Below are 20,520 nucleotides of genomic sequence, written 5' to 3'. Positions count from 1 at the left end.
CCTAGTCGCCCCAACCCTTGCCCGCGATCAGGAGCGCCTTGAATAGCCGCCCCATCTGATCCTCCGCGATCAGTCGCTCGAGCCCGGCGGCGATTTCATCGGCGCGATCGGGTGCAGCCTGCGCGAGCGCTTCGGCGCGGCGTTCGATGCCGATCGCGCGCAGCAAATCGCCCTGGGTTGCGATCCCCAGCACCTGCGCGCGAGCTTCGATCGCGGTGTCGGCCAGCGCGAGGAAATCGACATGCGCGGTCAAATCCGCCTCGCCGGGATGGGCGAAGGGATCGATCTTTTCATGCGCGCGCACCGCCTGGAGGGTCGAGCCGGTGTGTGGTCGCGCATAGCCGTAATCCACCACCAGCGCCGCGCCGCCCTGCCGCGCGAGCCGCGAGCCCAGTTCGCGCATCTGCGCGACCTGCGCGGGCGCGGTTTCGATCACCGTTCCCACCGGGGCGTCACGGCGCTCTTGCGGCAGCGCCGAATCCATCGGCTGCGATCCGGCGACCGGGACCAGCCGCTCGCCCTCGAGCCCGACCATCCGCTCGCGCCATCCATCGTCGGTGGCGACCAGCTGCCGCACCGGCAGCGCATCGAAGTACTCGTTGGCGACGACGATCAGCGGGCGATCTTCGGGCAGGCCGGTGAGGTCTTCGTGGAAGGTCGCGTCGGGCACCGCCGACCCTTGTGCTTTGCGCAGCACCGGCGACCCCTCGACGAAATGAACCTCCGGCTCCAGCCCCGCCGCCGCCATCGCGCGCAGTGCATCGGCGGCAAGCGTCCCGCGCCCCGGCCCCAGCTCGACATAGACCGCATCGGTCGGAGCGCCGGCCTTCTTCCAGCGATCGGCGAGCCAAAGCCCCAGCATTTCGCCGAACATCTGACTGATTTCGGGCGCGGTGGTGAAGTCGCCGCCATGCCCCGATGGGTTGCGCCCCAGCGGATCGCGGGTGGCGTAATAATGCGCGTTGCTTTCCGCCATGTAGCGCGCGACCGGGACCGGCCCGGTGGCGCGGATCAGCCGCCTCAGGCTGGCGGCGTAATGGGTCACGCCCCGGCGGCGGGTTTCTTCGCGCCGCTATCGGCCTTGTCCGCGCCCTTGGGCAGCTTCGCCTGCAACCCGTCGATCGGCGGCTTGCGCAGCGCGCGGATCACGAAGAACACGCCGACGAAGAACAGCGGGATCGTCAGCCACTGGCCCATCGACAGCCCGGTGCTTTCGGCGAACTCGGTCAGCTGCGCGTCGGGCTGGCGGAAGAATTCCATCACGAATCGCGAGGTCGCGATACCCGCGGCGAACACGCCGACCAGCAGCCCCGGGCGCCAGCGCGCCTTCGTCAACCAGAAGAGGCCTAGCATCACGAGCAGCAGGATCAGACCCTCGCTCGCCGCCTGGTAGAGCTGGCTCGGGTGGCGCGCCTCGTTGCCGGCACCTGGGAACACCATCGCCCAAGCCAGCGAGGGATCGGCCACGCGGCCCCACAATTCGCCGTTCACGAAATTGGCGAGACGGCCGAGCAGCATGCCCATCGGTACGCCGACCGCGATGTAGTCGCACACCCGCAGAAAGGAGAGTCCGCCACGTCGGGCGACGAACACGATCGCCAGCAACACGCCGACCAGCCCGCCATGGAAGCTCATCCCGCCATCCCACAGGCGCAGGAGGTTCCAGCTGACGAAGGTATCGGGCGTGAAGGTGGTGAACAGTTCGGGCTGGTAGAAGATCGCATAGCCCAGTCGTCCGCCGAGGATCACGCCGAGCATGCCGTAGAACAGCAGGTCGTCGACGTGCCGCTGCGCCATCGGCGCGCCGGGCTGCTTGATCGCCTTGAGCGTGTGCCAATAGGCGAAGAAGATGCCGAGCAGGTAGGCGAGCGAATAATAGCGCAGCATGAACAGGCCGAAGACGTCGATCCCTTCGCGCAGGCCGAGATCGACCCACTGGATCGGCTCGCCAGCCGCGGCGAAAAACGACGGTGCAAGGACGGGTGACAGGTCCATTCGAACTCCCTAAACCCCAAGGGGAATCATGCTTTAAAGTCCGGCGGCGCCCCGCCCCTTCTCGCCACGGCCCATGGCATATCGGGAAGGCAAGCGAAAGGCGCGACAGACACGGACCGGGCGGGATCGAACAGGAGAGCGACAGGAATGGCAACGGCACTCGACGACAAGCTGGCAGCAATCATGGACGCGCTGACCGCGCCCGGCGCTCCGCTGGAAACCGGCACTTACGAACGTTACGGAGTCGAGCTGACGACCCTGAAGGCCGCGCCGCCTTCGATGTTCCACCTGATGGCGCATTACTGCAACGAGCATAAGGACAAGGAATTCCTCGTCGACGGGGATGTCCGCATGACCTTCGGCGAGACCTTCCAGGCCGCGATGGCGGTGGCCAAGGCGCTCGTCGCCCGCGGTGTGAACAAGGGCGACCGCGTCGGCCTGGCGGCACGCAATTCGGCCAACTGGATCATCGCTTACATGGGCATCATCAGCGCCGGGGGTTGTGCCACGCTGCTCAACGGCTGGTGGTCGGGCGAGGAGCTCGCCGAAGGCATCGACCTCGTCGAGTGCAAGCTCCTGATCGCCGATCGCCAGCGCGCCGCGCGGCTCGACGGGATCGACCACGGCGCCGAAGTCCTGCTGTTCGATCACGACACCGCCTGGCAGCAGGGCCTCGGCCCGGTACTCGATGTCGAAGGCGCGGCCGATGCCACCCTGCCCGAGATCGGGCCCGACGACCTGGCGACCGTGCTCTACACCTCGGGTTCGACCGGCAAGTCGAAAGGGGCCTATTCGGATCATCGCGCGGTTGTCCACGGGACACTCAGCTATGCTGCGCAATCGCTGATGGTGCTGCAGCATTTCGAAAGCACCGGCCAGGCGACCGGCGTCCAGCCGAGCGCGCTCGTCAACGTGCCGCTGTTCCACGTCACCGGCGAAGTGCCGCTGTTCCTCCAGAGCTTCGCGATCGGGCGCAAGCTGGTCCTGACCCCGAAATGGGACCCGGTCGAGGCGATGCGCCTGATCCAGGACGAGAAGATCACCTATTTCGTCGGCGTGCCGCTGATGAGCTACGAGATGGCGACGCATCCCGATCGCGACAAATACGACCTCTCGAGCTGCCAGGGCTTCGCCGCCGGCGGCGCGCCGCGCCCGGTCGATCACGTCACCAAGATCAAGGAAAAGATGCCCGACGGCTTCCCGCTGCTGGGCTACGGCCTGACCGAGACCAACGGGGTGGGCTGCGGCAATTTCAACGAGAACTACCTCGCCAAACCCGGTTCGACAGGGCGCCCCTCGCGTCCGCTGGTCGACCTCGCGATCCTCGACGACGACGGCAATCCGCTGCCGCAGGGCGAGATGGGCGAGATCTCGATCCGCTCGATCTGCAATTTCCTCGGCTACTGGAACAACGAGAAGGCTACGAAAGAGGCGATCATGCCGGACGGGTATTTCCGCACCGGCGACCTCGGTTACCTCGATGAGGACGACTACCTCTTCATCGTCGATCGCAAGAAGGACATCATCATCCGCGGCGGCGAGAACATCTCGTGCCTCGAGGTCGAACAGGCGATCTACGGGCACGACGACATCGCCGAGTGCAGCTGCTTCGGCCTGCCCGACGATCGCTATGGTGAGCTGCCCTATGCGGTCTACCTTGCCAAGGACGGCAAGAGCCTGAGCGAGGAAGAGCTGCGCGAATACGTCGAAGGACGGATCGCCAAGTTCAAGGTGCCGGTACGCTTCTTCGAGGAGAGGCAAAGCCTTCCGCGCCTCGGCACCGCCAAGATCGATCGCCGCGTCCTGCGTGATCAATACGCCAAGGAAGTTCTGCCCGAATGAGCGATCCGCGCCCGGAATCCCCCCGGGCGATCGTCGATCGTCGTGCGTTGACCGCCCGCATCGGCGAGCTGGTCGCACGCGACGGCGTGCAGGACGCGCGGCCCGCCATCGTGTCTTCGCTCAAGGACGCGCTCGCCGCCGGGCAGGCCGAGCTCGCCCAGCGGCTGGAGGCCAATCCGGGCGCCGGGCACGCGATCGCCAACGACAATGCATACCTGATCGACCAGCTGTTGCGGATCGTGCACGATCACGTCACGCACGATCTCTATCCCGGTGAGCGCGACGCCGACGATCGCTTCACGATCATGGCCGTGGGCGGCTACGGGCGCGCCGAGATGGCACCGCATTCGGATGTCGACATCGCCTTCATCGTACCGACCGCCGAGTGCGAATGGTGCGCGAAGGCGATCGAGGCGATCCTCTATTTCCTGTGGGACCTCGGGCTCACCGTTGGCCAGTCGATCCGCACGCCGGGCGAGACGGTGGCGCTCGCGGCCGAAGACCTCACCATCCGCACCGCGCTGCTCGAGGCGCGCTTCGTCTGGGGCGAACGCGCATTATACGAGGAGACGCGGCGGCGCTTCTGGGCCGAGGTCGTCCACGGGACCGAGAAGGATTACGTCGCCGAGAAGCTCGCCGAACGCAATGCGCGGCACGAGCGGATGGGCGACAGTCGCTATGTCGTCGAACCCAACGTCAAGGAGGGCAAGGGAGGCCTGCGCGACCTCCAGACGCTGTACTGGATCGGCAAGTACATCCACCGCGTGCGGCATGGTGCGGACCTGGTCGAATCGGGCCTCTTCCGGCCCTCCGAATACCGCCAGTTCCGCCGCGCCGAAAACTTCTTCTGGGCGGTGCGCAGCCATCTCCACACGATCACCAGGCGCAATGAGGACCGGCTGACCTTCGACGTCCAGCGCGAAGTCGCCGCGCGGATGCATTTCGCCGATCGCCCCGGCAAGAGCGCGGTCGAGCGCTTCATGCAATACTACTTCCTGCAGGCGAAGCGGGTCGGCGCGCTCACCGGGACCTTCCTCGCGCAGCTCGACGAGCAGTTCAACGAACCGCCACGTCGCGGCTTGCTGGCCAATTTCCGCGCGCGCAAGCGCATCCTCCACGGTTTCGTGATCTACGGCGGCAAGATCGACGCCCCGACCGACGACTGGTTCAGGCAGGACCCGCACCGCCTGCTCGAGATCTTCCAGCTCGCGCTAGACCAGAACCTCGAGGTCCACCCCGCCGCGATGCGCCGCGCCGCCCGCGATGCTGCACTGGCGCGCGACCTGCGCGACGATCCGAAGGCGAACGCGACCTTCCTCGATATCCTGACCCATCGCGAAGGGCCCGAAACCGTCCTGCGGTGGATGAACGAGGCCGGCGTCTTCGGTCGCTTCGTGCCCGATTTCGGCAAGGTCAACGCGCAGATGCAGTTCGACATGTACCACCATTACACGGTCGATGAGCACACCATCCGCGCGATCGGCCTGCTCGCCAAGATCGAGCGCGGCGAGTTGCGGCGCGACCATCCGCGCGCCTCGGACCTGATCCACGAGCTCAAGCATCGTCGTGCGCTCTATGTCGCAGTGCTGCTGCACGATATCGCCAAGGGGCGGGGAGGCGATCATTCCGAGCTCGGAGCCGAGATCGCCGAAGAGCTCTGCCCGCGCTTCGGGCTCGACGAGGAGGAGACCGAACTCGTCGCCTGGCTGGTGCGCGAGCACCTGCTGATGAGCCGTACCGCCTTCAAGCGCGACCTCGCCGACCCGCGCACGGTCGAACAATTCGTCGGCGAGGTGCTGTCGCTCGAACGGCTGCGGCTGCTCACGATCCTGACCATGGTCGATATCCGCGCGGTCGGGCCGGGCACCTGGAACGACTGGAAGCGCCAGCTGATCGGATCGCTCTACGACCTGTCCGAACAGCGCATGCGGCTCGGCCACCAGCGGCAAGGGAGGCGCCAATCGGTCGCTCGCCAGAAGAGCCGGGTCGGCGAACTGCTCGGCCCGCAGCACCCGCTGGTCGAATATCCGGGCGAGACGCTGCCCGATAGCTATTGGATCGCCGAACCGGCCGACGTCATCGCCGACAACCTCCGCGCGCTGGCGGCCTCCGATCTCGGCGCGATCGCGATCTCGTGCCGGCCCGATCCCGAGCGCGGGGCGACGCTCGCCACTGTCATCGCACCCGACAATCCCGGGCTGTTCTACCGCATCGCCGGCGGCATCAACGTATCGGGCGGCAACATCATCGATGCGCGCATCCACACCACCGACAAGGGCGTCGCGCTCGACAATTTCCTGATCCAGGACCCCAACGAGCAGCCGATGGACGAGCCCGAACAGCTCGAGCGGCTGCGCGAGAATATCGAGGATGCACTATCGCCCGAGGGCGACCCGCTCGAACCGCAACTGGCGCGTAAACCCCAGACCCAGTGGCGCGCCGAAGCCTTCGACGTGCGGCCGCGCGTATTGTTCGACAACTCCGCCTCGAAGCGCTTCACCGTTGTCGAAGTGGTCGCGCGCGACCGGCCCGCACTGCTCTATCGCCTCGGCCGCGCCCTCTTTCGGGCGAAGCTGGTGGTCCATTCCGCCCATGTCGCGACCTATGGCGAGCGCGCCGCCGACGTATTCTACGTCACCGATCCCGACGGTGCGAAGGTCAAGGACAAGGCCCGCCTCAAGGACATCCAGAAGGCTCTGCTGACTGCCAGCAAGCCGAAGGAATTAGAAGCGGCCTAGCCCGCCGCAGCCCGCAGACGCTCGAGCGCGGTGTCGCGGCCGATCAGCGGCAGCAGCGCACCCATGTCCGGCCCGGCATCGCGCCCGGTCAGCGACTGCCGCAGGGGCAGGAACAGCGCGCGACCCTTGCGGCCGGTCTGCTCCTTCAAAGCCGCGGTCAGCGCGTGCCATGCATTCTCGTCCCACGAGATTCCCTCGGCGACCGATACTGCCTGCGTCAGGTATTCACGCTCTTCGGGATCCATCGTCGGCTGCACGACCGAACCGGTCACCACCGCCCACCACTCGCCGGCCTCGTCGACCCGCGTCAGGTTGGGCCGGATCGCCTCCCAGCCGGCCTGGTCCATCCCTTCAGGCACACGCTCCGCCACCTGCGCGAAGGGCAGACGGTGGACGATCTGGGCATTGAGCCGGTCGAGCTCGTCCTCGTCGAACTTCGCCGGCGCGCGACCAAACGTGGAGAGATCGAAGCTCTCGACCAGCACCTCGCGGCGGACGATCGCCTCGACCGGCAGCGAAGTGCCCAGCCGCGCGAGCAGCGACAGCAACGCTTCGGGTTCGAGCCCTCGTTCGCGCAGCGCGCGCGCCGAAAGCGATCCGTGCCGCTTCGACAGCTTGCCTTCCTTGCCCACCAGCAGCGCCTTGTGCGCGAAACGCGGCGCACTCGCCCCCATCGCCTCGAACATCTGCACCTGCGCCGCAGTGTTCGAGACGTGGTCCTCGCCGCGCAGCACGTCGGTGACGCCCATCTCGATATCGTCGACCGCGGAAGGCAGCATGTAGAGCCACGAGCCATCGCCGCGGCGGATTACGGGATCGGACAGTTGCGCCGGGTCGAACTTCACCGGGCCGCGAATGCCGTCATTCCAGCCGATCGGCTCGTCGTGGTCGAGCTTGAAGCGCCAGTGCGGTTCGATGCCCTGCGCTTCCTTGGTCGCGCGCTCGTCCTCCGAGAGCGCGAGCGCGCCGCGATCGTAGATCGGGGGCAGGCCGCGACCCAGCTGGACCTTGCGCTTGAGTTCGAGCTCCTGTGCGGTCTCATAACAGGGATAGACCCGGCCAGCCTCGCGCAGCTTGTCGAACGCCGCCTCGTAAAGCGCGAACCGCTCGGACTGGCGCTCCTCGCGATCGGGCACGATACCGAGCCAGGCGAGGTCTTCACGCGCGGCCTCGACGAAGGCTTCCTCGGAACGCTCGCGATCGGTGTCGTCGATCCGCAGCAGGAATTTCCCGTCCTGTTTCTTCGCCAGCAACCAGTTGTGCAGCGCGGTGCGCAAATTGCCCACATGGAGCAGTCCGGTGGGGGACGGGGCGAAGCGCGTGATCGTGGTCATGCCCTCCCAATTAGCGCGGGGGCGCGATTATTGCGAGAAGACAGTGACCGTATGCCCGCCGCCCGACAGTTCGATCGCGTTGGCGGGCGTCCGACCGGCGCGCTCGACCGCATCGATCGCCTTGCCCAGCGCGATGTCGGTCGGCCGCAGGCCCACGGCACAGGCCACCACCGAGCCGTCGGGTGACACTTCTCCGCCATAATCCGGGTGGCGCTCGGTGGTCAGCGTCCCGTCCGGCGCATAGGTGTAGGTCCAGACGAACCCCGCGCATTTGAGCTCGAACGAGATCTCGCTCTCGGTGATCGACAGCGCGACGCCGTAGGGCTGGTCCAAGGCTTCGCCATCGATCCCCGCGACACGATATTCGCCGATGATGGATGCGGGCGCGGGGAAGAGCGGGCGCTCGGTGCCCTCGCCGGAAGCGGTCGTAAGTTCCGGCTCCGGTGCCGCAGGTTCGTTGCTCTGCGAACAGGCCGCCAGCGCGGCCAGCGGCAGGAGCATCCAGCCCCTCACCGGCCCGTCCGGAAGCCGTGGGTGATCGGATAGCGCCGGTCGCGGCCGAAATTCTTGGTCCCGAGCTTCACCCCCGGCGCGCTCTGGCGGCGCTTGTACTCGGCGCGGTGGAGCAGGTTCTCGACATGGAGCACGGTCTCGCGGTCGAAACCCTGCGCGACCAGCTTGTCGACCCCCTGTTCGTGTTCGACGAGGCCGAGCAGGATCGCGTCGAGCACGTCGTAGGGGGGCAGCGAATCCTCGTCCTTCTGGTCGTGCCGCAATTCGGCGCTGGGCGGACGGTCGATGATTCCCTGCGGGATCACTTCGCCCGGCGGCCCCTTGGCGAGGCGCGGCACCGTCGTGTTGCGCCAGGCGGCGGCGCGGAACACGGTGGTCTTGTAGGCATCCTTCAGCGGATTGTAGCCGCCCGCCATGTCGCCGTAGATCGTGGCGTAGCCGACGCTCATCTCGCTCTTGTTGCCGGTGGTCAGGACCATCTGGCCGAACTTGTTCGACAGCGCCATCAGCGTCACCCCGCGGATGCGCGACTGGATGTTTTCCTCGGTCAGGTCGACCTCGGTATCGGCGAAATCGCTCGACAGCATTTCGTCGAAACCGTCGACCGCGGGCTGGATCGGGATCACCGAGTGCCGCACGCCGAGCGCATCGGCGCATTCCTCGGCCAGTGTCAGGCTGAGATCGGCGGTGTAGCGCGACGGCAGCATCACGCACCACACCCGCTCGGGCCCCAGCGCGTCGACCGCCAGCGCGGCGACCACCGCGCTGTCGATCCCGCCCGACAGGCCGATGATCACGCCCGGCATGTTGTTGCGCTCGATATAATCGCGGGTGGCGATCATCATCGCGCACCACGCATCCTCGGGGTGGTCGGCGAGTTCGTGCCGCTCGCCCTCATCGCAGGTCCAGCCGCCCTCACCGCGTCTCCAAATCGTGGTGACCTCTTCCTCGCTCCAGTCGCGCATCTGAAGCGCGAGCGCGCCGTCGCCGTTGACCACGAAGCTCGCCCCGTCGAACACCAGCTCGTCCTGGCCGCCGACGCGATTGACATAGGCGAGCGGGAGGCCGGTTTCCTCCGCCCGGCGCACGCAGACATTCTCGAGCCGCAGCGTGTCCTTCTCGATCTCATAGGGACTGCCATTGGGCGATAGGAGAATCTCGGCGCCGCGCGCTTTCAGGTGGGTGCAGACCTTCGGGTGCCAGATGTCCTCGCAGATCGGCAGGCCGAGCTTCACGCCCCTGAATTCGACCGGTTCGGGCAGCGGCCCGGCTGCAAAGTGGCGGCGTTCGTCGAAGGTGCCGTAATTGGGCAATTCGTGCTTGTAGCTGACCGCCGCGACCTTGCCGTCGCAGAGCAGCGCGACGCCGTTATAGAGCAGCCCGTCGTCGAGGAAGACGCTGCCGACCAGCATGGCCGGACCGCCATCGGCGGTTTCGGAAGCGAGCTCCTGCATCGCGCGTGCCGCGCGTTCGATCAGCGCCGGCTTCAATACCAGATCCTCGGGCGGGTAGCCGATCAGCTGCATCTCGGGATAGAGTACCAGGTCGCAATCGGATGCCCGCGACCGCGCCTCGCGCATCGCTTCGACGTTGCGGCGAATGTCGCCGACCCACTGGGTCGACTGGACGAGGCGGATCTTGAGCGTATCGACCATGGCTGCGCGCTTAGGCAAACCACGCGCGCTTGGGAAGCGCGTCCGAACGGACACAGCGGCGCAAAAGTCGCGCAGGGCGGTGGAATGGGGCTTGCCAGCCCCGAAGTTCTCGGCAGAATTGCCTGCCGACGGCACCCTGCCGTGGATCGCAAGGGGGAATACCAGAATGAAGAAATCGCTGTTGGGGGCCGTTGCGGCCGCCAGCCTCGTCCTGCCGCAAATCGCAGTCGCCGCCGACGGTCCGTCGCGCTACCTGCGCTGCGACGGCCAGCCGAACAACGTCACCGGAATGGAAGATTTCGCGCGTTTCCTGGGTGCGATCACGCTGCTGGGGCTGTTCGCCCCGGCCAAGGAATCGCCCAACCCCTCGGCGCGCGAATTCGGCGAGGCCGGGGTCGCGGTTTGCACCGGCCTGCTCGATTCGGCCGATCGCGAAGACAACCAGCTGCGCCGGATCCCGCTGTTCCTCGCGCGCGCCGCGCACCGGATCGAAATCGCCGACTATGACGGGGCGATCGAAGATGTCGGCCTGGCCCGCGCCCAGGCCGCCGAGGCCCAGCTGGTCGGCAACCCCTATTTCGAACGTTCGATGGGCCTCCATTTCGACAGGCTCGAATCGGTGGCGCTGCTGCGCCGGGGCCAGCCCGAGGAAGCCCAGCGCGTCGCGCTGCGCGGGACGGTCGACCGCCCGTTCTCGATCATGCCGCTGGTCGCGGTCGACACGTTCTCCGAATACCTTCCGGAAATGAGCGAAGAGGAGGAGCAATACCGGCTCCGCCTCGCGCGCGTGTGGCCGGGCGGACTCAATGCCTACGCCTCGCGGCTCGAGGAAGTCGGGCGTTACGCCGACGCTGCCAAGGCTCGAGACGACTGGCGCGCCGTGATCGAGGCGATGCAGCCGACCAAGCGTTCGGCGCAGATGTACGCCCACAGCGCGGTGAGCCACGCGCTCGCCGGCAATTTCGAGACCGCGCAGGCGCTGGCCGACGAGGCCGACCAGATTCTCCGGATCAACCGCAACAATGGCGACACCGAAGGCCAGACCGAAACGGTCGAGGTACTCGACCTGTTCGAAGTGTTGCGGCTCGCCAGCACGGGCGAGGAGGCCAAGGCGCGGCGCAGCTTCGCCTCGCGTTCGCGATGGCTGTCGCCGAGCTTCGGCGCGGTGATGGCGGCCAATGCGCTGCTGCGCGAAGGAGCGGAATCGGACGACATGTTCGGCGCGCTCGAATTGACGCCAGAAGCGATGTGGGAACAACGCCGCGACGATACGCGCGCCGCCGACCTCGCCCGCGACAAGGACAATGCCTCGCTCTTCTCGGGAATCTCGGGTTACGCCGAGACGCGCAAGTTCAACCGCGCGTCGGGCGACGTCTGGCGCCAGAAGAAATCAAAGATGATGAGCGAGAAACCCTCGGGCAAGAGCGGGCTCTACACCATCTATTCGGACGACGATGTGCTGGTCCGACCCGATGCGATCCTGCTGCATGCGGCGATCGAGGCGAAGAAACAGAAGCAGCCGGGCTTCCAGTTCATGCTCATTCCCTCGGGCCCGGTGGGCTTTGTTCGGTTCGGCAAGCCTGGCGACGAAGGCATCCCCGAAAGCCTGTTCGTCGATGCCGACCGCGTGATCGCCGAGCTCGGCCAGATCATCCCCGACCCGGACAGCAAGAAAAAGCGGCGGCGCTGATAGCGCCGCCGCAGCACGCGCAATAATAAAGAAAAAGGCCCGGCGGAGATGATCCGCCGGGCCTTTTCGTTTGCCTGGTGGCGCGAGGCTTATTCTTCCTCGCCACCATCCTTCTTGTCTTCGGCCGGAGCCTCGGTCGTTTCGCCCGAGGTTTCGCCCATCGCGTCGCCGATCGGCGTATCGCCGGTCGCCGCTTCGGGGCCCTGCTCGAGCTCGGCTTCGTGCTCTTCCTCGGCAGTCTGCGCGGCGACGATCGCTTCCTGCGCCTTCTTCCACTGGGCGCGGATCGCGGCGTCGCGGCTCGAGGCGGTGACGCGCAGGCGGTTCATGCCCGCACCGGTACCGGCCGGGATGAGGCGGCCCACGATCACGTTCTCCTTGAGACCGATCAGCGTGTCCTTCTTGCCCTCGACCGCGGCCTGCGTGAGCACGCGCGTGGTCTCCTGGAACGAGGCGGCGGAGATGAACGAACGCGTCTGCAGCGAAGCCTTGGTGATGCCGAGCAGCACCGGCTTGCCGGTCGCCTTCTTCTTGCGCGGGGCAAGCTTGGCGTTGGCCTCGTCCATTTCCTCGCGGTCGACCTGTTCGCCCGGCAGCAGGGTGGTGTCGCCACCGAAGGTGATCTCGACCTTCTGCAACATCTGGCGAACGATCACCTCGATGTGCTTGTCGTTGATCTTCACGCCCTGCAGTCGGTAGACTTCCTGGATCTCGGTGCAGAGATACTCGGCTAGCGCCTCCACGCCCATCACCTCGAGGATGTCGTGGGGGTTGGGCGAGCCGGAAATCAGGGTATCACCCTTCTTCACGAAGTCGCCTTCCTGCACGTCGATCACCTTGGTCTTGGGGATCAGGTACTCGACCGGTTCGCCCTCTTCCGGAACGATCGCGATCTTGCGCTTGGCCTTGTATTCGCGAACGAATTCGATCTTGCCCGAAATCTTGGCGATGATCGAATTGTCCTTCGGGATACGCGCCTCGAACAGCTCGGCAACACGCGGCAGACCGCCGGTGATGTCGCGGGTCTTGGCGGCTTCGCGCGAGGCACGGGCGAGGATGTCGCCTTCCTCAACTTCCTGGCCATCCTGGACCGAGAGCGTGGTGCCCGGAGCCAGCATGTAACGCGCGGCTTCGGTTTCCTCGCCCTTCTTCGCATCGGACTCTTCGCCGAGCAGGGTCATGCGCGGGCGCAGGTCTTCCTTCTTGCGTCCGGTCTGACGATACTCGGTGACGACACGCTGGGCGATGCCGGTGGCATCGTCGACGCGTTCCTCCATCGTCTTGCCTTCGACCAGGTCCTGGTAGCGGACCACGCCCGACTGCTCGGTGATGATCGGCAGGGTGAACGGATCCCACTCGGCGAGGCGATCGCCTTCCTTCACCTTGGCGCCGTCCTTGAACATCAGCACGGTACCGTAAGGCACCTTGTGGATCGCGCGTTCGCGGCCCTCGGCATCGACGATCACCATCTCGCCGTTGCGGGCCAGCGACAGGCGGCGGCCCTTCTTGTCGGTGATGGTCGGCATGTCGCGATAGACGACCTTGCCGTCGCTGATGCTTTCGAGGTGCGAAGTCTCGTTGACCTGCGCCGCACCGCCGATGTGGAAGGTCCGCATCGTCAGCTGCGTGCCGGGTTCACCGATCGACTGGGCGGCGATGACGCCGACGGCTTCGCCGATGTTCACCGGCGTACCGCGGGCGAGGTCACGCCCATAGCACTTGCCGCAGACGCCCTGTTCGGCTTCGCAGACCAGCGGCGAGCGGATCTTGGCGACCTGGACCTCGGCGTCCTCGATTTCCTTGACCATCGCTTCGTCGATCATGGTGCCGGCCTTGACGATCACCTCGTCGGTGGCGGCGTGGACGATGTCTTCGGCGACGGTGCGGCCGAGGATGCGCTCGCCGAGCGAGGCGATCACCGAGCCGCCCTGCACGATGGCACGCATTTCGAGCGCGTTCGAGGTCTTGCAGTCCTCGACCACGATCACGCAGTCCTGCGAGACGTCGACGAGACGACGGGTCAGGTAACCCGAGTTCGCCGTCTTCAACGCGGTGTCCGCGAGGCCCTTGCGGGCGCCGTGGGTCGAGTTGAAGTATTCGAGGACGTTGAGGCCTTCCTTGAAGTTCGAGATGATCGGGTTCTCGATGATCTCGCCCGACGGCTTGGCCATTAGGCCGCGCATGCCGGCGAGCTGCTTCATCTGCGCGGGGCTACCACGCGCGCCCGAATGGCTCATCATGTAGATCGAGTTGATCTCGGCCTCGCGACCGTCCTTGTCCTTCGGACGCGCCTTGATCTTTTCCATCATGGCGTCGGCGACCTGGTCGCCGCAACGCGACCACGCGTCGATCACCTTGTTGTACTTTTCCTGCTGGGTGATCAGGCCGTCCTGGTACTGCTGCTCGTAATCGGCGACGAGCGACTTGGTCGCCTCGACGAGTTCGATCTTCTCCTCGGGGATGATCATATCGTCCTTGCCGAACGAGATGCCCGCCTTGAACGCGTGGCGGAAGCCCAGCGTCATGATGGCGTCGGCGAACAGCACCGTGTCCTTCTGGCCGGTGTGGCGATAGACCTGGTCGATGACGTCGCCGATTTCCTTCTTGGTGAGGAGGCGGTTGATGACGTCGAACGGCACGGTGTGCTTCTTCGGCAGGCATTCGCCGATCAGCATGCGGCCCGGCGTCGTCTCGACGCGCATCATGTACTCCTTGCCCTTCTCGTCCGTCTGCGGGACGCGAGTGGTGATCTTGGAGTGCAGGGTGACCGCACCGACCTCGAGCGCCTGGTGCACCTCGGCGATGTCGGACAGCACACGGCCTTCGCCCGGCTCGCCTTCGCGGTCCATCGACAGGTAATAGAGACCCAGCACCATGTCCTGCGAGGGCACGATGATCGGCTTGCCGTTGGCGGGCGAGAGGATGTTGTTGGTGCTCATCATGAGCACGCGGGCCTCGAGCTGTGCTTCGAGCGACAGCGGCACGTGGACGGCCATCTGGTCACCGTCGAAGTCGGCGTTGAAGGCCGAGCAGACCAGCGGGTGCAGCTGGATCGCCTTGCCCTCGATCAGCACCGGCTCGAACGCCTGGATGCCGAGGCGGTGGAGCGTCGGAGCGCGGTTCAGGAGGACCGGGTGCTCGCGAATGACTTCGTCGAGGATGTCCCAGACTTCCTTGCGCTCCTTCTCGACCCACTTCTTGGCCTGCTTAAGGGTCATCGACAGACCCTTGGCGTCGAGGCGGGCGTAGATGAACGGCTTGAACAGTTCGAGCGCCATTTTCTTCGGCAGGCCGCACTGGTGCAGCTTGAGCTCGGGGCCGGTAACGATGACCGAACGGCCCGAATAGTCGACGCGCTTACCCAGAAGGTTCTGGCGGAAGCGGCCCTGCTTGCCCTTGAGCATGTCAGACAGCGACTTGAGCGGACGCTTGTTGGCGCCGGTGATCACGCGGCCGCGACGGCCGTTGTCGAACAGCGCGTCGACCGATTCCTGCAGCATGCGCTTTTCGTTGCGGACGATGATGTCCGGCGCACGCAGCTCGATCAGGCGCTTCAAACGGTTGTTGCGGTTGATCACGCGACGATAGAGATCGTTGAGGTCCGAGGTCGCGAAGCGGCCGCCGTCGAGCGGGACGAGCGGACGCAGTTCCGGCGGGATGACCGGCACGACTTCGAGGATCATCCATTCGGGACGATTGCCCGAATCGATGAAGCTCTCGACGACTTTCAGCCGCTTGATGATCTTGGCGGGCTTGAGCTTGGACTTGGTCTCCTCGAGCTCCTTGAGCAGGTCTTCCTTTTCCTGCTGCAGGTCGAGGTCCATCAGCATGATCTTGACCGCTTCCGCGCCGATCCCGGCGGTGAAGGCGTCTTCGCCATACTCGTCCTGGTATTCGTAGAGCTCGTCCTCGGTCAGCAGCTGGAATTTCTCCAGCGGCGTAAGGCCCGGTTCGGTGACGATGTAGCTTTCGAAATACAGCACGCGCTCGAGCTGCTTGAGCTGCATGTCGAGCAGCAGGCCGATGCGCGAGGGCAGCGACTTCAGGAACCAGATATGCGCGACCGGCGCGGCCAGTTCGATGTGGCCCATGCGCTCACGGCGCACCTTGGTCACGGTCACTTCGACGCCGCACTTCTCGCAGACGACGCCCTTGTACTTCATCCGCTTGTACTTGCCGCACAGGCATTCGTAGTCCTTCACCGGACCGAAGATGCGCGCGCAGAACAGGCCGTCACGCTCGGGCTTGAACGTGCGGTAGTTGATCGTTTCCGGCTTCTTGATCTCGCCGAAGGACCACGAGCGGATGCGCTCGGGCGACGCCAGGCCGATCTGGATCTGGTCGAAGGTTTCCGGCTTGGCCAGCTGGTTGGTGAATTTGGTCAGTTCGTTCATGACTTAAATCCCATTCAGGGTAATTTCTCGGGGCGGAAGCGGGAGGGAGCCGAAGCCCCCTACTCCGCCGCGATCTGCAGGCCGTCGCCGTCCTCGTCGTCCTCGCCGTCGCTGAGCGACGACAGGTCGACGTTGAGGCCGAGGCTGCGCATTTCCTTGACGAGCACGTTGAAGCTCTCGGGAATGCCGGCCTCGAACGCGTCGTCGCCCTTGACGATGCTTTCATAGACCTTGGTGCGGCCGATCACGTCGTCCGATTTCACCGTCAGCATTTCCTGCAGCGTGTAGGCCGCACCGTAGGCCTGGAGCGCCCAGACCTCCATTTCGCCGAAGCGCTGGCCGCCGAACTGCGCCTTGCCGCCCAGCGGCTGCTGGGTGACGAGCGAGTAGGGCCCGATCGAACGCGCGTGGATCTTGTCGTCGACCAGGTGGTGCAGCTTGAGCATGTAGATGATGCCCACCGTCACCTTGCGGTCGAACGCCTCGCCCGTGCGACCGTCGAACAGCACCGACTGGCCCGAGGAATCGAGCCCGGCCTTTACGAGTTCGGTCGTGACGTCGCCTTCGCGTGCGCCGTCGAACACCGGGGTGCCCATCGGGACGCCCGCGGTCAGGTTCGAGGCGAGTTCGAACAACTCTTCGCCCGAACGGCTCTCGATATCGGCGTGATACTGTTCGCCGTAGACGTCCTTGAGCTTGTCGACGAGCGCGGCAGGTGGCTTGCCCGGCTTGGCGTCGGGGTTCGCGGCCTTCCACTCTTCGAGCTGCTCGCCGATCTGGTGGCCGAGCGAACGCGCGGCAAAGCCGAGATGCGTCTCGAAGATCTGCCCGACGTTCATGCGGCTGGGCACGCCCAGCGGGTTGAGCACGATATCGACCGGCGTCCCGTCCTCGAGGAACGGCATGTCTTCAGCCGGCAGGATGCGCGAGATGACACCCTTGTTGCCGTGGCGGCCAGCCATCTTGTCGCCCGGCTGCAGCTTGCGCTTCACCGCGACGAAGACCTTGACCATCTTGAGCACGCCCGGGGCGAGTTCGTCACCGCGTTCGAGCTTTTCCTTGCGGTCCTCGAACTTGGCGTCGATCGCCTTGACGCTCTCGTCGTACTGGCTCTTGACCGCCTCGAGCTGCGCCTGGCGCCCGTCGTCGGCGACGGCGAACTTCCACCACAGGTGCTTGTCGACGCCTTCGAGCACGTCGGCCGTGATCTCGATGCCCTTCTTGACGCCCTTCGGCGTGGCCGAAGCGGTCTGGCCGAGCAGCATTTCCTCGAGGCGGTTGTAGTTCGCCCGGTTGAGGATGGCGCGCTCGTCCTCGCGGTCCTTCGCCAGGCGCTCGATTTCCTCGTTGAGGATCGCGCGCGTACGGTCGTCGATTTCGACGCCGTGGCGGTTGAACACGCGGACTTCGACGACCGTGCCCGAGGTGCCCGGGGGCAGCTTGAGCGAAGTGTCGCGAACGTCGCTGGCCTTCTCGCCGAAGATCGCGCGGAGGAGCTTTTCTTCCGGCGTCATCGGGCTTTCGCCTTTGGGCGTGATCTTGCCGACCAGGATATCGCCCGGGTGCACTTCGGCACCGATATAGACGATGCCCGCCTCGTCGAGGTTGCGGAGCGATTCCTCGCCCACATTCGGGATGTCGCGGGTGATGTCTTCCGGGCCGAGCTTCGTGTCGCGGGCCATGACTTCGAATTCCTCGATGTGGATCGAGGTGAAGACGTCGTCCTTCACGATGCGCTCGGAGATGAGGATACTATCCTCGTAGTTGTACCCGTTCCACGGCATGAACGCGACGAGGCTGTTCTTGCCCAGCGCGAGCTCGCCGAGATCGGTCGAGGGACCGTCGGCGATGACATCGCCCGGCTCGACCGGTTCGCCGACCTTCACCAGCGGACGCTGGTTGATGCAGGTCGACTGGTTCGAGCGCTGGAACTTCTGCAGCGTGTAGATGTCGACGCCCGACTGGCCGGGTTCGACGTCGCCCTGCGCACGGATGACGATGCGCGTGGCGTCGACCTGGTCGACAATGCCCCCGCGCTTGGCGGTGATCGCCGCGCCTGAATCCCGGGCCACGGTTTCTTCCATGCCGGTGCCGACCCACGGCGCTTCCGCCTTCACGAGCGGAACGGCCTGGCGCTGCATGTTCGAGCCCATCAGCGCGCGGTTGGCGTCATCGTTTTCCAGGAACGGAATGAGCGATGCGGCAACCGAGACCAGCTGCTTGGGGCTGACGTCCATCAGCGTGATGCTGTCGGACGGGGCCATCAGGTTGTCGCCGTTCTGGCGCGACGAGATCAGCTCTTCGGTGAAGGTGTTATTGTCGTCGAGCGAGGCCGAAGCCTGCGCCACGGTGTGCTTCTGCTCTTCCATCGCCGACAGGTAGATCACCTCGTCGGTGACCTTCATGTTCTCGACCTTGCGGTACGGCGTCTCGATGAAGCCGTACTTGTTGACGCGGGCGAAGGTCGAGAGCGAGTTGATCAGGCCGATGTTCGGGCCTTCCGGCGTCTCGATCGGACAGATGCGACCATAGTGCGTCGGGTGGACGTCGCGGACTTCGAAGCCGGCGCGCTCGCGGGTGAGGCCGCCCGGACCGAGCGCCGAAACGCGGCGCTTGTGGGTGACTTCCGAGAGCGGATTGGTCTGATCCATGAACTGCGAGAGCTGCGACGAACCGAAGAACTCGCGCACCGCGGCCACGGCGGGCTTGGCGTTGATCAGGTCGTTCGGCATCACGGTCGACACGTCGACCGAGCTCATGCGCTCCTTCACCGCGCGTTCCATGCGCAGCAGGCCGACACGGTACTGGTTTTCGAGCAGTTCGCCGACCGAACGCACACGGCGGTTGCCGAGGTTGTCGATGTCGTCGACTTCGCCCTTGCCGTCCTTGAGGTCGACCAGTTCCTTGACCACGGCGAGGATGTCTTCCTTGCGCAGCGTGGTGACGGTGTCTTCGGCGTCGAGATCGAGGCGCATGTTGAGCTTGACGCGGCCGACGGCCGACAGATCGTAGCGCTCGCCGTCGAAGAACAGGCCTTCGAACAGCGCTTCGGCGGTTTCGAGGGTCGGCGGTTCGCCCGGACGCATGACCTTGTAGATGGCCTCGAGGCCCTCTTCGCGGTTCTCGGCCTTGTCGGCCTTGAGCGTGTTGCGGATCCACGGGCCGGTGTTGACGTAGTCGATGTCGAGCAGCTCGAGCTGCTCGATACCGGCGCCGTCCATCGCCTCGAGATTGTCGGGCGTCACTTCGTCGCCCGCCTCGATGTAGATGCGGCCGGTCTTCTCGTCGATCAGGTCGCGCGCAGCGAAACGGCCGAACACTTCCTCGGTCGGCAGCAGGAGCTCCTTGAGGCCGTCCTTGGCCGCCTTGTTGGCGGCGCGGGGGCTGATCTTCTGGTTGGCGGGGAACACTTCCTCGCCGGTCTTGGCATCGACCAGCGCGAAGGCGGGCTTCTGGCCGCGCCACTGTTCGGGTTCGAAGCCGATCTTCCAGCCGTCGCCGGCCTTCCCGGAAACGCGGTCCCAGGTCATCAGCTTGTAGAAGTGGTGGAGGATTTCCTCGCTATCGAGGCCGAGCCCGTAAAGCAGCGACGTCACGGGCTGCTTGCGCTTGCGGTCGATGCGGACGTTGACGATGTCCTTGGCGTCGAATTCGAAATCGAGCCACGAACCGCGATACGGAATCACGCGCGCGGCAAACAGGTACTTGCCCGAAGCGTGGGTCTTGCCGCGGTCATGGTCGAACAGCACACCCGGCGAACGGTGCATCTGCGAGACGATGACGCGCTCGGTCCCGTTGATGATGAAGGTGCCGTTGTCGGTCATCAACGGCATGTCGCCCATATAGACGTCCTGCTCCTTGATATCGAGCACGGAGCGGGTCTCGGTTTCCTGGTCGACCTCGAACACGATCAGGCGCAGCGTGACCTTCATCGGGGCCGCGTAGGTGATGCCGCGCTGGCGGCATTCGGTGGTGTCGTATTTCGGCGGTTCGAGTTCGTAATGGACGAAGTCCAATTCGGCGGTGCCGGCGAAATCGCGGATCGGGAAGACCGAGCGCAGCGTCTTCTCGAGGCCCGAGACGTAGTCCTTTTCCGGTTCGGAGCGCAGGAACTGTTCGTAGCTCTCGCGCTGGACTTCGATCAGGTTCGGCATTTCCACCGCTTCGTGGATGTCGCCGAAGATCTTGCGGATACGCCGTTTCGCGGTGCCGGTGCGCGTGTTGCGCGCGGGCTTCGCGGTCTTGCTGTCGGACTTCGCCTTGGTCGCCATAAAGGTAACGCCTTTTCATTTTGCGCCGTCGTGGGTGCGGCGCGAATTCATCTACTCATGCGCGTGAGCGATACCGGGACGCGAAAAG

Annotated in this window: 10 protein-coding genes; 3 read left to right on the top strand and 7 right to left on the bottom strand. The window is 65.4% G+C overall.

Annotation, left to right across the window (positions count from 1 at the left end; all coding sequences use genetic code 11):
* Window position 1: 1 nt before the first annotated feature.
* Window positions 2-1,045: a class I SAM-dependent methyltransferase gene (locus T8S45_RS13355; RefSeq protein WP_322294081.1), complete on the bottom strand. Its 1,044-nt coding sequence runs from the start codon at window positions 1,043-1,045 to the stop codon at window positions 2-4.
* Window positions 1,042-1,995, bottom strand: coding sequence for a prolipoprotein diacylglyceryl transferase (gene lgt, locus T8S45_RS13350; RefSeq protein ID WP_188640935.1), 954 nt, complete (start codon window positions 1,993-1,995; stop codon window positions 1,042-1,044). Before lgt ends, T8S45_RS13355 begins: the two co-directional genes overlap by 4 nt.
* 147 nt (window positions 1,996-2,142) lie before the next feature.
* Between lgt and T8S45_RS13345 the strand changes: the two genes are divergently transcribed.
* On the top strand, window positions 2,143-3,837 hold the full coding sequence (locus tag T8S45_RS13345; RefSeq protein ID WP_322294080.1) for a class I adenylate-forming enzyme family protein: 1,695 nt from the start codon (window positions 2,143-2,145) through the stop codon (window positions 3,835-3,837).
* Window positions 3,834-6,575 (top strand): [protein-PII] uridylyltransferase, encoded by a 2,742-nt coding sequence (locus T8S45_RS13340; RefSeq protein WP_322294079.1) that lies wholly within the window; start codon window positions 3,834-3,836, stop codon window positions 6,573-6,575. Before T8S45_RS13345 ends, T8S45_RS13340 begins: the two co-directional genes overlap by 4 nt.
* Here T8S45_RS13340 and gltX read toward each other — a convergent pair.
* The 3 genes from gltX to T8S45_RS13325 are packed head-to-tail and all read right to left on the bottom strand — an operon-like array spanning window position 6,572 to window position 10,077.
* Window positions 6,572-7,909, bottom strand: a complete 1,338-nt coding sequence (gene gltX / locus T8S45_RS13335) for a glutamate--tRNA ligase (RefSeq protein ID WP_322294078.1) — start codon at window positions 7,907-7,909, stop codon at window positions 6,572-6,574. The genes T8S45_RS13340 and gltX overlap by 4 nt on opposite strands.
* A 27-nt stretch (window positions 7,910-7,936) precedes the next feature.
* Window positions 7,937-8,422 (bottom strand): hypothetical protein, encoded by a 486-nt coding sequence (locus T8S45_RS13330; protein ID WP_322294077.1) that lies wholly within the window; start codon window positions 8,420-8,422, stop codon window positions 7,937-7,939.
* A complete protein-coding gene (locus T8S45_RS13325) occupies window positions 8,419-10,077 on the bottom strand; it encodes an NAD+ synthase (RefSeq protein ID WP_322294076.1) in 1,659 nt (552 codons plus the stop codon). Before T8S45_RS13325 ends, T8S45_RS13330 begins: the two co-directional genes overlap by 4 nt.
* Before the next feature lie 166 nt (window positions 10,078-10,243).
* Here T8S45_RS13325 and T8S45_RS13320 point away from each other — a divergent pair, with 166 nt between their 5' ends.
* Window positions 10,244-11,767, top strand: a complete 1,524-nt coding sequence (locus T8S45_RS13320) for a hypothetical protein (protein WP_322294075.1) — start codon at window positions 10,244-10,246, stop codon at window positions 11,765-11,767.
* Between the two features lie 89 nt (window positions 11,768-11,856).
* Here the strand turns inward: T8S45_RS13320 and rpoC are convergent, their stop codons facing one another.
* The gene (rpoC, locus tag T8S45_RS13315) at window positions 11,857-16,161 is read right to left on the bottom strand and encodes a DNA-directed RNA polymerase subunit beta' (protein ID WP_322294074.1); all 4,305 of its coding nucleotides are present in this window, start codon (window positions 16,159-16,161) and stop codon (window positions 11,857-11,859) included.
* Between the two features lie 59 nt (window positions 16,162-16,220).
* Window positions 16,221-20,432: a DNA-directed RNA polymerase subunit beta gene (gene rpoB, locus T8S45_RS13310; protein ID WP_322294073.1), complete on the bottom strand. Its 4,212-nt coding sequence runs from the start codon at window positions 20,430-20,432 to the stop codon at window positions 16,221-16,223.
* Window positions 20,433-20,520: the final 88 nt, after the last annotated feature.

This window comes from Pseudoblastomonas marina (genome assembly GCF_034374265.1).
GTDB lineage: Bacteria > Pseudomonadota > Alphaproteobacteria > Sphingomonadales > Sphingomonadaceae > Alteriqipengyuania_A > Alteriqipengyuania_A marina.
The sequence above is the reverse complement of the archived record's forward strand: the minus strand, read 5'-3'. Positions and strand labels throughout refer to the sequence as shown.